The 15741-nt window shown below is 71.0% G+C and carries 1 protein-coding gene (cut by a window edge); it reads right to left on the bottom strand.

The window, feature by feature from the left end; genetic code table 11:
• Nucleotides 1-15741: the 5' portion of a TcdA/TcdB catalytic glycosyltransferase domain-containing protein gene (locus tag ACZ4WH_RS31245; RefSeq protein ID WP_468187155.1), read on the bottom strand. It extends 13590 nt beyond the left edge of the window; 15741 of the gene's 29331 nt are visible here — the first part of the coding sequence; its start codon is at nt 15739-15741; its stop codon lies off the left edge, out of view.

The raw sequence follows: 15741 nt of genomic DNA, 5'->3' as shown, positions 1-15741 counted from the left end.
GTCGTGCGCCAGAGCGCCCTGCTCGACGAAATGCCAGGACCCGCCCGACGCCTCCCGCATCACCGCTTCGACGGCCTCGGTGAGTTCCCGGTGGGCGGCGATGTCCAGGGCGGCGTGGGGCTGGTCGCCGAACGGGCTCGGCATGTGCGCTTCGGCGCCTTGGGCACCGGTTCCGAGCGCGAGTTCCCTCGCCTGCGCCGACGAGAGCACTTCCGTCTTCGGTGGCGTTCGCCGGAGCGTGTCCTCGGCGGTTCCCGGAGCCGGTACGTGTTCGGCGGGCACGGCCAGCAGCACCCGTCCGGTCAACGGGGCGCCCGCGGCACCCCCGATGAGATAGACGATCGGTTCACTGTGCACGAAGGGTCCGGTGCCCAGTATTCCGAGCGTGCCGAGCCGCGCCGCGGGACCCGGACGCCAGTGGCCCGACACGAAGACATCGAAACCCACCTCGAAGCTGTACAAGTCGGATTGGGGGGTGGTGCCGCTGGTGAGGGTTTCCGACGACACCGTGGTGCCGAACCCCGTCCGCCGGCTCGTCTGCCCCGTCCACCGAGGACCGACCTGCAGCGAGCCGCTGTTCTTCGGGACGCCCACCTTGTCCCTGGAGGCGTCGAGCACCGCGGCCGACACGTCCACGCCGACGTCGTATCCGCGCGCCACGTTCCGGTGTCCGTCGAGGCGTTCGGTGCCCGGGAGGCTGGAGCGCACGAGCAGGTCGTTCCGAGTGCCCTCGTAACGGCGGTCCGTCAGCCGGCCGCGGATCGTGAGCCAGCGTCGGGTACGGCGGAAGGTGCCGAGGACCGTCAGAGGCATGCTCACACCGGTCGTGAACAGTGACTCCAGGCTGCCCGCCAGGGAGGGCTGCGACAGCGTTTCGATCACGTTCAGGGTGTTCTGCAGGGCGATCCGGCGGTGCTCGGGGTCCTTCCAGCGCGCGTTGGCGGACTCCCCGAACTCCTCCAGTGGGGCGATCATGCCCGGGTACTCGCGGGCCGCCCGGTGCAGCACCTGGTGCACGAGTTCGTCCACCAGCGTCCGGCCGGGCTCATCCGCACCACCGCCGCGCAGGAGGCTGCCGTCCTCGTACGTGAACGCCTCCACACGGCTCAGTCCGAGCAATGCCGGGCTGTCGACCGGCAGGTACACCGGGGCGGCTGGTACGTTGCCGTGCCTGAGGCGCAGCGTGGTGCCGTCGTCCCAGCCCGCTTGCCGTCGCGCCTCGGTCAGCGTCATCCGGACCAGTGAGAAGGTCTTGAACGCCCTCGGCTTCGGGTCCCCCACCAGGCGCACGTAGACCATCTCGGGCCTCCGGAAGAGGTACGTGTGCACCTTCTTGGCCTGACCGACGGTCTTGCGGCCTCCGGTGCCGCCCGACACCGTGCTGTACGTGGTCGTACGGGCGTACCGCCCGGCGAAGCCCGCCATCACCCGCAGCCCGGCGTGCGTCCCGAAGAACCGGCCGAGAGACAGGGAGGGGCCCACCGCCGCGCTGACCTCCTGGGTGTACGCCTTGCTCAGCGTGCGCTCGTTACGGCTCGCTAGCTGGACGGTGGCACGCAACTCGGCCGCCGTCGTGCCCGTGACCAGTTCCGCCTCTCCGTACACGACGCGTTCCACGACGAACGCGCCCAGCGGCATCCGCCCCCGTTCGTCGGACATCAGCTGCCGCGTGGCGACCGGGCCGTGCGCCAGTCGGTCGGCGATCCGGAGGAAGTTGTCGCTGCTGAAGAACCGGGCGATCTCGTCGTAGGCGCTGCTTCCCGGCTTCGCGCCCACCCGGCGCAGCGCCCAGTCGCGGATCTCGCGGACCGGTCCGTAGCCCTCGGTGTGCACCAGGCGGAAGTCCGCGCCCGGTCCCGGCTTCAGCGAACGCGGTACCCGGTCGGCGTCCGCCACGGACTGGGGGCTGGTCGCCACGGTCTCACCGTCCGGCAGGCGCACCGCGAGGCCGTTTCGCACGCCGAACGAGAAATGGCCCTCGCCGCTGGAGAACGCGGCCTGCGGCCGGGCGTCGGAGCGCGGTCCGGCGAGATACACCTCGTACTGGACGTCGTCCAGGTGCAGGTGGGACGCGTCGCTCCGGCGGGTCTCGGACTGACTCTGCGTCGTTCTCTGCAAGGCAACTTCGGACGTGCGGGTGAAAACGCCGGCGCCGCCGAAGCGCGCGTAGCCGGCCAGTGGCATGCCGGACGGCGGGCCGACGGTGAAGTTCGGGGCGAACCTCAGTGACGCCGCCACGGACTTCACCACGCCGGTGGTGCTCTGGCTGCGGTGCGTGCTCTCGATCTTGAACGGCTCCCCGTAGCCGTCGGCGAACCGCTCCCAGTTGCCGTGCGGCCGGGTCGTCACCCGCAGCACCCTGGGCCGGCCGCGGTCCTGGAACGGGGACGACTCATAGCCGTCGCCATGGAACACCGACGGTGTCTCACGCAGCGCGCGGTCCAGGTCCGCCAGGGCACGGCGCGCACCGGGATCCGGCGAGTCCGCGAGGCCCGTGCGGGCGCCGATCTCCCGCACGACCTGGTCGACTCCGCGCAGCGTGACCAGGGCGTGCCCGTAACTGACGAAGCCGGCCGTCTCGCCGTCGCCCGTCAGGTATTCCGGCAGTCGGCTCCCGTCGGTGAACCGGACGCCGCCGCCCCAGGCCGGCGGCAGCAGCGTGCGGTCCAGGCGTGGCGGGCGGTGGGTGTCCAGCTCGGCGTCGATGGGGGGCGGGACGGTGGGGGGCTTGGCGGTGGGTGCGGAGGCGGGGGACAGCGTGGGGACGGCGGCTTCGGTGCGGGGGGCCGTACCGGGCTGTCGGTCGGCGCTCGGTGACAGGCTCAGCGCGGTCCTGGTGTCACGACCGGTGCGTTCGGCGGATGGGGAGGAATCCGCAGCGGCCTGCTCATCGCCGCCAGGGCGATCCCCGGCCGACTGGTCCTCGGCCGGGTGAGGTGACCTTTGGCCGTCCCTCACGAACCCGTATGGAACGAACTTGTGCCATGCCCCATGCTGAGAAACCAGATCCCCGTCGGGAAACACTTCGACGTCAGGTGCGTAAACGGTTCGGCCCGTCGCGTCGGCAACTACCTGCGCTACGACCGCACTGGGGTCCCCGGCGTCCTCCGCGGCACCTGTCCGGCAGGAGAGCAGCACGACGGGACGGTCCGGGGGCAGGGCGGCCAGGCTCGGCCGCCGCCGCAGATAGCCGGCCAATCCAGTGCCGTCGTACCGGTGGTAACCGCCCTGGGACCCCATCTCGGCCTTGGTCGACTCACCGTGGGACATCCAGATGTAGGGAGGCCTGCCTGCCTCGACGTCCCCGGCCCAGGGAAAGTGCTCCTGGCCGGTGGAGTCAGTTCCGCGCCACACCGCTCGGTCGATGGCTCGCTCGTGTTTGGCGACGTATTTGTCGGGGAGGGACATCCGGCCGATAGGCCGGTGGTCTACGTCCACCAGCGTGTGAGTCACCAGTGCTGTGGTCGGGGTCGCCTCACCGTCCGTGCGCAGCAGGACATCCGGCCCGGCCGAATCCGCCGGCGCGGAAGCGATGTCGTCGGGACGGCTGAGTACCCACCAGCCCCTCGTCACCGACGAGTCCGAGGGGAACTGGGTGATGTAGCCCGTCGGCCAGTCCCTTCCCACGCTGACGGGCATGATCTCAAGTGCACTGGTCGCTGACCAGACCTCGCGGCCCGTCCTCGCGGCGAGCAACCGCGGCAGGTGCAGTCCGCCCGCCCCGCCGTACGGCATGGCCAGCACGATGGCCTGGTCCCGTGGTGCCTGCGCCAGTCCGGGATCCGCCGCCAGGAGGTCCACGAACTGCTCCGGCGACAGCTCGGCGGTCCTGCCGCCGGCGTACTGCACGGAGATGCGCTCGGGTGTCCCCGCGGCCAGCACGAAGTAGGGGTCGGCACCGGCCCATGGAGCGGCATTCGGCTGGTCCACTGCGTAATCGCGGAAGTGCACCGGGTCCGCCGGAAGCGTTGCCAGCGCCACGTGCTCTGTGTCCAGCGCGTCAATGATGGTGGTGGGCCGCTCGTGCACGGGCCGGTAGTCGCTCCCGACGACATGCACGCCGTCCGTCGAGGGCACCGGCGTGACCAATGCGCCGGCCTCACCGAGCGCCAGATCAGGGTCGTGAAGCCACCGCTCCTGGACGACCTCCGTGGTGATTTCGAAGCGGAGACCGTTCTCTCTGGCGAACTGCCCGAAGAAACCTCCGAGATCGAGCGCTCGGTCATACGACACGTCGTCCGAATAGGTCAGCGAGACCTTGCTCACGTCCGACCACTTCAGGTCTCCGAGAACGCGCGCGCCGAAGTGCGCGTTGACCATCGGTTTGAACGCTGACAGCCGTCGCAGCAGTTCTCGGTCGGTTCTGAAGCCATCGGTCTCGGCGAGCGCCAGGCGCACCGCGTCGGCGGGACCATGGGCGAGCAAGGCGTGGAGCGACGACAGGGTGGCGCGCCGGCCGGGGTCGTCGGGGTCCTGGCTCAACATGTGCAGGGTGCGCCCGCGCACGGCCGGTTTCCAGTGAAGCACGAGTCCGACCGTGTCGCCGGTGCCCGCCGCCTGCCGGCGTTCGGAGACGAGCGCGGCGGGTAGTCCGGTGCCGTACTCGTCCGCCGGACGGGGCCCGCCCGCCAGGTCCGCCAGCACCTCGTGCAGCGGCGTCTGCGTGCCGCGGCCGAGAAGCGTGTCGAGCAGCTCCGTGTCTGGCGTGTCGTCACGCAGTGGCACCTCGCTGACCAGGGTCATGCGCCTGTCGAGGTGGCCGTGGACACGATCGATGAAGCCGGTGAGGTCATCGCCCTCGATCCGGTAGAGCGCCCTGATGTCCCGCGTCAGCAACCGTTCCCGTGCGGCCAGGCGGTCAGCGCTCAAGAACCTGCGCGCATGGCGTTCGGCCGCGACCAGGTGCCCGGCCTGCACCTCGTCGACCCGGTCCCACACCTTCCGTTCGGCGAGGGCGCCATACAGGTCGAGGTCCTCCTCGGCAGTACGCAGGGAATGCGCCAGAATACTCGTCTCGTCCGCACCGGAACGAGCCCGTTCCGTCCAAATGGCGCGCAGGCTGAGCGTGTTCTCACGGAGCTCGTCGGCCACGCGTCGGCCGGCGTCGTCCGGGGCAAGGGCCTGGGCTATGCGTGTGTCCTGCGGGCCGGGCTCGATTCTGCCGGGCAGCGGCCCGTCATGCCGCCGTCGCCAGATCTCGTCCGCGATGCGTTCGACCTCACGCCGCAGCACTTGGGCTTCTTCCTCGCGGTCCGGCGTGCTGCCGTTCAGCCGTTCGGAGATCTGCCCCCTCAGCTTCTCGATCCGCTCCTCCCGCGCCCGGCGGCCCGCCTCCAGGTCGGCTGTCGAGCTGCGCAGGAACGCGGTCAGATCACTGTGGTCCAGTTCCTGCCGCACCCTGCGGATGCTGTCGGTCAGGCGCTGTACCTCCGCGGACCGAACCGAGTCGTCGGTTCCTGGGGTGCTCGCCAGTCGGCGCAGGCGTCTGTTCAGCTTCCTGAACTCTCGACGCAGCTCCTGGTCGCGGACGAACGGGTCCGCGTCGCCGGTGCTCAAGTCATCGCCGCGCGGTGGCGTGCTGGGGGCGTGCTGCTGCGGCGCGCCGGGGCCCTCCGTCTCGGACGTGAGCACCGGCCCGGCAGCCGTACGGGAAGCTCTCGCCTCGCCAGTGTGGTCCGGGCTCGTCGGGTCTGTGTCCGGCGCAGAATGGGCGGCGGGGGGCACGGGATCCCGCGGCGCCCCGCTCAGAGCCATGGGCCGGCGCGAACGGGCCCGTGCGTGCTGAGCGGTCTGCCCCCGGTCGGCTTGCCGCGCGGATCCGCCGTGGTCGGGATCGAATCTCCTCCAACGGCCCTTCCTTCGGCCGGTTTCGACCGTGAACTGGACATTCGTCGTGTTGGTCGGCGCGTACACCACGCGCCCGGTCTCATTCGCCAGCTGCTGGGCGACACCCTGCGAGGTACGGTCAGCACCGGTGGAGCAGGAAAGCAGCACCACGGGGGCGTCTTTCGGCAATCGGTCGAAGCTCGGCCGCCTCTTGAGAATCTCCCCGAGTTCGGTCCCGTTGACGTTCAGTTTTCCCTTGGGGGTCAGCGGCGCGTGAAGGGAAACCGCATGAGGTTCCCCGTGCGCAGAAAAGACATACCACGGCCCGTCCGGATAATCACGCTTCCAGGGCAGCTCCCAGGATTCGGTACCCACTCGATGCAGGCGTTCCTCGCCGAGGAGCACACCCTGACGGTACTCGGTAGTGGTGAGAAGACTAGGGAAATAGGCTTCTTCTCCCCTGATGTCCCGGTGACTCCGAGCATAGCGCCCGATCGGCCTTCCCGCCCCGTCCACCAGAGTGACGTGTTCGACGTCCGCGAAGCGCGTCGCAGCGTTTTCCTGCAGCGTTCGCGGGTCGAAATCTCCGGGCAGGGTGAGGACCCACCAGCCCACCGGCTCTCTGGGGTTCCTTTTTATGCGACTGATGTACGTCGATTTGGTTCTCGTATCAGACACCAGACTCAGATGCGCTGTGTAACTCCACACCGCACGCTGCGTGTGGTGCGCGATGAGACGCGGCAACTCCAGGCCGCCGGCGCCACCCTCCGACAGGACAAGGACAAGGGGAGCATCTCCGGCCGTCTTCAGTTCCGGCCGGCCGGCGAGGAATGCAGCGAACTCCTCCGGCTTCATTCTCCTTTCGGCAGAGCCATCGGCAGCGACGGTCAACCGTTCACGCGAACCGTGCGCAAAGATGAACAGCGGATCGCCCGACGCACGCCACGGCGGTTCTTCGAATTTCCCACCCTGGATGCCTTCCGACTCCTCTCCGTAAAGAATCTGTCGCTTGGGATCCAGCTGCTCTATCGGCCTCTCGACCCGACGTTTCTGGGACCTCAGGTCGATGACGACGGGCGGGGCAGCCGGCTGAGCGTTTTGCACCGGCCTCCGCGCTGTCGAGGCCGAGACCCTGGCCTGGTTGCCCGAACTCCTACGGGCCCCCCGCCCGCGTTCCGCGGCCTGCTCGGCCTCATGCCGCCACGGCTCTACTTCAGCCTGTCGACGCCGCCGCTCGGCCACCCGGCCGGGGTCATGCGGGGCGGGGATTCCAGGGTTCACGAACTCGGACGCCTCGCCCGTGTGCCCGGAAACGTGACGACCGCCCTCGCGGTCCACGGGCCGCCCGGACCTCACATCCCGGGTTTCCCAGGGACGAGTCGTGCTGACGATCGTGCCCGAGAACCGCCGCCGGGCATCTCCGGCAGGGGCCGAACCGTCCCGCTGGCCCGTGAAGAACTTCCGCACGGAGCCGGCGATCCTGCCCATCACAGAAGTCGAGCGGCGTCCGCCGGTCGCAGTGTTCGGACCGGGCTTGGTGAGCTTGCGTCCGCGTTCCTCGCTGGGCCCTCTGGACGCCGACGCGGAGGCCGGGCGCCGGTCTCTCCCGGCCCCGGACGGGCCCGGGGTCGGAGGCCGTTTGGTCAGCGTCCGGTGGAGTTCCCGACGGTCCGGCTGCCTTCCGCGTGCCTGACTGCCGCCGAGCAGCGGCGGAGTGGCGGCGTCCGTCCCGGACGTGCCGCCGTGGCGCGCGTACAGCTGGGCCAGCAGGTTTTCCGCGAGGGCGTGAGCCGGGTGACCGGCCTCGGCCGGTCGATGCGGGTTCTCGACCAGCTCAAGGGCCACGAGGTCGCCGATCTCGTGGTACCGCTCGCTGTAGGCGTCCGTCCCGTCACGGACGGGGCGAGGCGCCGGATAGGGCTGGGGGCCGTAGGACGTCTGCCGGAAGGGCCGCTGCATGATCGGCGCCACGTCGGCCCAAAGCCGGTCCCGCTCCTGTTCGCTCAGACCGTCGAGGACCTCCCGCGCCCGGCTGAGCCGGCTGGACCATTCCGGCCCGCCGAGGACCGGATGGTCCGCAGCGCCGGTGCCGGGCACCGGGTCCGGCCGGCGTACGGCGAGGGACCCGGCTGCCGCATCGCTCTCCCGTACGGCGGGCCGGGCGGCCGACCGCCCCGGCCGGCGGTCGTCCGCGGGGACGCCGTCGCGGTCGTGGGTCCGGCTGCCTCCGAGCCGGGCGAGGCCGGGCTCGGCCGCCCGGTTGCCGACGGTGCCCCGGTCGGAGCCGGCGGCCCGTCGGCGCGGGTCCGCACCGGTGGCCATGGCATCGAGCCGGTCCGCGGCAGCCCGCGCCGAGCGGGCCGCGGACTCGGCGGCTGCCACCCGCCTGCGGGAGGCGACCAAGGGCTCGGCGTTCGCGTGGAACTCCAGGGACGGGGGGCCCGCGACGAATCTCCTGGTGCCGGACTTCTGCCACTGGTAGTCGTTGCGCTGCCGGTTGGTACTGATGTCGTAGACGACCGTGTCGACGCGCCCGTCCTCGGCCAGCGCGTAGAAGAAGGCGACGCCTCCACTGCCCGAGATGATGTGGGCGTGCGCCGGATGGTTGAGGGAGACGGCTCGCTCCTGCGCGGACGTCCCCGTGGCCACGCGGCGCAGGACATCGAGTTGCGCGTCGGTGAAGTCGGCCTCGGTGAGCCCGGATCCGGACTCCCCCAGATACCTGACGCGCCCGCTGTACTCCCAGGTGGAGTCCTGACGGGGGTCCAACTGGTCCAGGCGGTCCGCCCGTTGCCGGAGCAGCCGGGCTGCGTCGGCGAACCGTCCGGCGGACACGGAGTTCCAGGTCTCCCGCGCCACGTCACGTACGGCGGTGTAGGCGTCCCCGTCCAGGCCCGCCATCTCGGCGAACTGGTCGAAGAAAAGGTCGAAGTCCCGCGAGGAGAGCAGTCCGTCCCGGTCGGCGAGAGCCTCCGCGTGCGGCATGTTCCGGTCGAGGAAGGGACGGAAGCGGTACCTTTCGGCCTCCTCCGGGTTCTCGGCCAGCCACTCCGAGAGGTCCGGCCGGACCCGCAGCAGTGCCCCCAGCTCGGGGTCGGCGGCGTGCTGCCCGCCGGTTTCCGCGCCTGTGCGGGCCGACGCGTCACCGGGGCCGGCGGCTGTTGTCCGATCGGCGGCCCCGGCCGGGGTGTCCGGCCGCCGGCGAGCCTTCCCCTTGTCATCCCTGGCCGTCGGCGCCGTGCCCGATGCGCCCTTCCTGCCGCCTGCCGGGGCGGTCTGCGTCTGCTGCCGCGCACCGTCGTCCGCTTGCGCCGCCCGGCCCGTGCCCGCGGGCGTCGTCGCGGTGGGACCGGAGGGCGCCGGGACGGCGGCACGGCGTCCCAGCGCCTCCACGGCCGTCGGCAGAGCCGCTGAATCCGGCGCGGTGAGCAGATCGCGGAACGGCTCCTGCCTGAGCGCCAGGTGCCTGACGTGATCCGGGAAGTTCTCGTCCCGCAGGGCGGACTCCTGCCAGGACGGACGCCGCAGGAACTCCCGGGCGAAGTCGTGCCATGTCTCGCCCTCGCCGTCGAGCAGGGCGGCCATGCCCCGCCGGCGCAGCACCGCCGCGAGCCGGTCGGCCTCCTCGGCCGACAAGGACCCGGGCAGTTCGTCGAGCCGTCCGACGAGGCGCGCCGTGGAGTTCACCTGGCTTCGCAGCTGCCTGTCCAGGAAGGGAGCCAGTTCCGGGTGCCGGACGGCCGCCTGCCACAGCGGACTGCCCGCGACCGCCTCACGCACCAGTTGGGGTCGCTCGTTGACGGCTTTCACCAGCTCGGGGTGGCGCATGAGCGCTGGACGTACGGAGGCGGACGCGAGGAGCGCGGTGAGCTCCCGTGGCCGCTTGAGGATGACGAGGCGACGCGCCTCCGCGGACTCGGCGAGCCACTTCGCGATCTCGTCGTGCTTCGCGACCAGGTCGAGCACCGGCCACCGCGTCAGCGCGGCGCGTGCGTCGCCCGACGTCGTGGCCGCGAGCGCGTCCACGAACGCGGGTGCCCGGCCGGCGACACGGAGCACCTCCGGGTTGGTCAGGACGGTGTGGACCGTCGGACCGCCGGCGGCCCGAAGGTGGAGCAGCAGATCCTCGTTGCCCAGAAGGGTTCGCCACGACTCCGCGTCTGCGACGATGTCCTTCCGCGTGGCGAGCAACTCCGCCAACCCCGGGACGGAGGCGATCCCCCGTACGAGCCGGGGCTCTTGCGCGGAGGCCTCCAAGCGGTCCTGCGTCGCCATGACCGCCGCGATCACCTGTCCGTCTCCGGTCTCCCCGAGCGTGTCCAGCAGATGATCGGCCTTCGCCAGCACGTGGGCGGCACTGTCCCGCTCGTCGATGGCCACGGACACCGCCCGCCAGGCTTGGGCAAACGCGTCGACCCTCTCCATGCCCGGCATGCGAAGCAGGCGGCCAGCGTTGTACATGGCGGACAGATAAGCGGGATTGTCGCCGATGGCGAGGACGCAGTCCGGCTCGCCGAAGGTCGAGCGCGTCGCGGGGTTGCTGATGAAGCCTTTGAAGGCCACGTCGTTCTCGGCGAGCAGACGGGGCACCCTCGGATGCTCAATGATGAAGTACAGCATGTCCGGCGTCTGAGCAACCAGATCGAGCAGCGAGGGGCGCACGAGGAACAGATCGACGACATCCTCGTGGAACAGCAGTCCCTGAGCGAGGTACTTGTCATCCTTCGCCGCTTTGCCGAGCCGGGCGTTGTCGGTGAGTACGCGATAGGCGTCCAGAGTCTTCTCGGACAGGGCGTCGGCGCCGAGAGCGGCGCGCACTTCCTCCGGTGTGCTGCCCTGCTTCAGATGCTCCAGCAGACGGCTGACGCTCTCGGCCCGTGCGCTGTCGAGCCTGTGTCCTTCTTCCGTGATGACCTGCAGAGGGGCGTCGTTCGCCAGGGCCGTGCGAAGTCGCCGCACCTGCTTCTCGTAGTCACCCCTCCACGTTTTCCTGTCCGGCTCCGTCAGCGCAGCCTGCCACCTCTCCCTGGCCTTGCTGACCCTCTTCAGAAGGATGCCGGTGACCGCGCGGCCCGTTCCACTGTCCGCCGCCGTGGCGGGCCCGGCCTGCAGAAGTGCTGCGGAGTCCGGACGCGACACCGCTTCCCGCAGCAGAGCCGGGTGTGCGAGGATCTCCCGGCTCAAGTTGCTGCCGGCCTTGTCGGACGAGGACAGCTCGGACAGGGTCCTATACAGGCGGCCGGAAAGCAGAGCCGTCCAGTGAGCCTGTGACATGGCGCCGAAGAAAGGCTCCAGCTTCGTCAGCAATTCTCCGTGCCGACGCACATTCTCGATGATCGCGCCCCGCTCTTCCGCAGTGATGCGCTCGACTATCTCGGAATGCCGAGCGAAAAGCCGCCCCAGTGATCCGTTCCCGATACGGAGCGCATCCGTGGCGCCTTCTGACGACAGAAAGCGGTAATTGCCGTCGGACAGCAGGGCCATGTCCGGCGCAGCCGTGATGGCGAGCACAGCGCTCGGCAGGATGAGCTGACGCTGGTCCTTGAGAGCGATCCACGCAACGGCCGGGTCACGGTACAGGACATCGGGCAGACGCACGGATTCCCCGCTGGCGACCGACCGGTCAATGGCGTTGGACAGCGCCACGAATATCTCATCGTTATCGTGCAGATCAACATCTCCGCGCACCTGGGAGTGCCGCCCGAACATGCGGAGTATGTGCGGAAGGCTTGTGTCCGATATGGCGCCACGGAGCACACGTGTGTACAGAGACTCGTAATCTTGCGGCCCACGGTTCAGCAGCCGTTGCAGCTCGTGAGGGTGGACGAACTCCTGCGGCTGGCTGCTTATCGCTCTGGCGAGCAGAGGGTACATGGCCGGCAACCGGTCGAGTACCTGTCGGTAGGAGGGATTTCCACCTGCATAGATGAGCCGGACCGCCTGACTGCCACGGAACATCGGCGGGATGCTGGAAAAGCTCGTCGGCGGGATGAACGGGGTCGTCTCCGCCAGTGCGGTGACAAGGTCGTGATCGGCAATCTGGTCGTAGTACCACGGTTGGAGTGAGAGGCGAGCTGCCACAGCCGGGTTGTCGACCGCAGCAGTTATCCGGCTTTCGTCCGTCAACAGCCTGCTCGCCAGTGGAAGGTTTTCTTCGAGCACTGCGGTCAGGAGCGGAGACCGGCTCAGTACATCGAGAACTCCCCAGTTGCCCTTGAGCTTGCCCAGGAGCCCGGGTGTGGACAGGGCCAGGATGAGCTGGTGCGGATACCGTCTGAGCTGCGCACGTACCTCTCGGGAGAGCACGTCCTCGTAATACGCGGCATCCTCGAAGCCGGGGCCGCGCAGCCACCATGCCGTGTAGAGGGCTGACACCACACCCAGGTCACCGGCCATGGAGTAGACGGTGTCCACGGGATTGTCCGCCTTCAACACTGCCTGAGCCAGAGCGGGCTCCTCGTTCACGAGGGCCGTGATGGCTGCGCTCCACGAGAGCGCCTGCACCAGCTCCTCTCGTCCGCCGACGGCCCGCAACAGGTTCGGATAGAACCCCAGCGTGCGTCGTACCGTCGCGTCCTTCTCGATGACATCGAGGAGTTTCGCTTCGGCGAGCATGGCGGCCGTTCGGTCGTCCTGTTTCCGGTACCAGTCCGTGCTTCGGTCGGCGAGGAATTCCACGACGGTCGGCATGCGGCTGACAGCGTCGAGAAGCGGCGGGTGGAGTCTCAGCAGCCTGAGCAGTTCCGGCTGTCGGCCCACGGCTTCCGCGATGTGCGGGTACTCCGGCAGCCGGCTGTCCACGTCGGTGGCACGCGACGGTGCCGGCTGCTGCGCGTGCGCTGCGGGCGGGCCGTCCGCAGCCGGGGTGGCGGGCTGTGCCGCGCCGGCCACGTGACCGGCGGGACCGGCGGTCGGGGCCGAGGGATCCGACGGCTGATCCTCGGCCTTCTTCTTGCCGCCGGACTTCTTCTTGGCGCCCCCCGGCGCGCCCCTGTCCCGGACCCTCGCGGGATCCGCGCCTGCGGTGATGTCCCGGGCGACCGCGTGCGCGGCGTCGAAGTTCCGCCCGTCCGGACCCAGTGCCGCCGCCACCCGCAGGAGTTCGTCGCGCAGCGCGGCACGGTGCCGTTCGGCCCCGGCGCCGGACCCGAGGACGACGGGGGACCGCAGGTACTCGGCGAGGACGGCGCCCGCCTGCGCCAACACGTCCGGCGAGAACGTTCCCTCACCGTCCGCGCCCTCGGGGGTGCGTCCGTCACCGAAGGCCGGGCGCGCCGCCGGCCCGCCCCGGGTGCGGGAGGCGCCGCGAGCGGCCGTCCCCTCCGCCGGGGAAAGTACGGCCCCGTCAACCGACCCGGTCCGCTTGTGCACGAGCCGGTCCACCCGTGCGCGCAGGCCCGTGCCGAGCCGTTCGTGCGTCTCGTGCCAGCCGGGGAGAGCGGCGAGGAGGCCGGCGGGGCCGGAGGCCGGCGCGGACGGGGCACGGCCGGAACGGATGAAGTCGTTCCAGCGGCTGCTGACCCGCTCGGCATGGTCCTGGACGACCGGGCCGCGGTCCTTCTGGGGCAGTGCCCGGTCGACGAGCCCCCGGGCCTCCTCCACGGCCCGCATCCGCAGCATCCAGCCGGCGTGCGTCAGGATCCGGCGCCAGACCCGCTCCTGGAGGGCTCCCTCGTGCAGGAGGAGCGCGCCGGGCTCCCAGGCGGCAAGCACGTCCGGCGTCAGCAAACGGTCGACGTGAGCGGTGGCGGCCGCGCGGAGGTCCGGCCCGGCCCCGGACAGTACCTCGTCGATCGCTCTGGCCACGGCGTCGTCGCGCGGGACGGAACTGTCGTCCAGGGCGGCGCGGTAACGGTCCCGCAGGCGCGGGACGGCGTCCGCGGCACCGTCGCGGAGCCCTGCCATCTCCTCGGCGAGCATGCGCGCCTGCCGCATCACACGCGCTTGCCGCGCGGTCCAGACCCGCTCGTCCCGCTCGGTGGCGAGCGGCCGGCCGGCCCCGTCGCCGCCGTGCTCCGAGCCGAAGACCTCGTCGTGGAGGCGGGAGAGGACGGTATGGGTGTGCTCCCGCAGCAGTCGTCGGTCGTCCCGGGTGAGCGTCGTGGGAAGCGTCCGCTCGCCAGGCGTGACGTAGACCGTGGACAGTTCCAGCTTTCCGAGCGCCGACTCGATGCGCGCGTACCGGCCGGCGAGGACGTCCATGCGCCGGAGCACCCGGTAAATCTCCGGGGACCGCGCCCGGTTGACAGCGCCGTCCATGTCCGGGTGGTGCTTCGGCCGGACGGGCTCAGGGGCTTCCCACACTCCGGCCGCCGGTCCCCGGTGCCGGGGATTGACGAGCGAGCGGAGCCGGGCGGCCACCTTGCGGAAGATCGCCGTCAGGTTCTTGCCGAAGCCGCGGGACGGGGACGAGGGCGCCGTGAAGGCCCGGCGACCACCATCGTCCTCCTCGGTACTGACCCGGGCGGACAGCCAGGTGACCAGGTCGTCCTTGCGCTGCCGCCACGCGGCTTCCGCATCCGCGTGGGAGCCCTCGCGGGGCGCGGCGGTCTCCGGCACGAACAACTCGCGGTAGACGGTGTCGAACGCCCAGTCGAGGTACTGCCGGTGCTCCTTGCGTCGCGTCTCGGGCAGGGCCGAGGCGTCCAGTAGGGAGGCGGCGTACTGCCGGGCGGCGAGGACGCGGGTGGTGTAGTGCGCGGCGGCCTCCGGCCGGCGCGGAGCCGGTCCGCCCATGAGGCCGGCGTTCGCCCGGGCGGCCGTCTCGTCGGAGCGCGGGACGTCGAAGGCGCCCTCGGCTGTGCGGGTACGCAGGTCGCCGGTGAGTCCGCTGCGGGCCTCCGCCCAGGCGGCCATGTGCCCGTCCAGGGTGCCCGCTGCGGGGTCGGTGCCGAAGACGGCGTCGAACCGCTCGGTGACCCGACGGGCGTGGTCGTCCGCGATCCGCCGGATGTCCGAGGCCGACGCGGGGGTGCCGGACAGGAGTTCCCTCGCCTCCCCTACGGCGTCGGCCGCGGCGTTGGCGCGGGCGCGCGCGAACGCGAGGTGCAGCGCCTCCGCCCGCTCGGTGAGCTGCCCCTCGATGACGCGTCGAGGCTGACCGCTCGGCCAGGTCGCCGGCTCGGGGCCGGTGGCGAGCGTGTGGTCGAGGGTCCGGCGGGCCGCCGCTGTGAGGGTGCGCGCGGCCCGCTCGGTCTCGGCTCGGCCCGCCGCGCGGCTGATCGGTGAGCCGCTCCCCGCCGGATCAGTCAGCCCGAAGGCGCGGCTGAAGCGCGGCGCACGCGTTGCCAGTTCCGTGTGCCAGGGGCCGCGCGCGATGCCGGCCACGAGGCGCTCGGCCGAGGCAGCGGCGGTTTCGCGGGCGTGCCACGCCTCGGCATACCTGGCCGTCCCGGTCGTACGGGGCCGCGCCTGCATCCCCGCAGCGCGCTCGGCCCCCGGCGGCGGGGCCTGCCGCGGCAGCGGGGGCAGAGGCCGACGGGGTCTCCCCTGCTGAGGCGCCGGGGCCGGCAGCGCGCGAGCCGGGTCCACAGCCGGGGACGCGGGGTCGGTGGCGCCGGCGGGGTCGGCCGGCCGCTCGGGCTGGAGGGAGCGCGGCCGACGGGAACTCGCGTCAGGTGTGGAGCCGGGCGTGGTCGTCGTCGAACGGTCGGTGCTCGGCGTACCGGCGGGGCGCTCAGCGTGGGCCGGGCGGTGTCTGGCCGCCAGCGCGTCCGCGAACTCTCCGGCCAGCCGGACGACGGGGTGCTCGGCACGCAGTCGATGGACCACGTTCAGCAGGCCGGCGTCGACCATCCGCCGCGCCAGGACATGCGCCGCCTCGTTCTGTTCTGTCAGATAGGCGTCCATGCTGCTGAACCCGGCGGCCGTCTGCCGCCGGTTCAGCAACTTGTGCGCCCGATCCAGCACAGCCAT

The organism is Streptomyces sp. NPDC029138, assembly GCF_055564375.1.
Note: the sequence above shows the minus strand (reverse complement) of the source record. Positions and strands in the feature narration are given on the sequence as shown.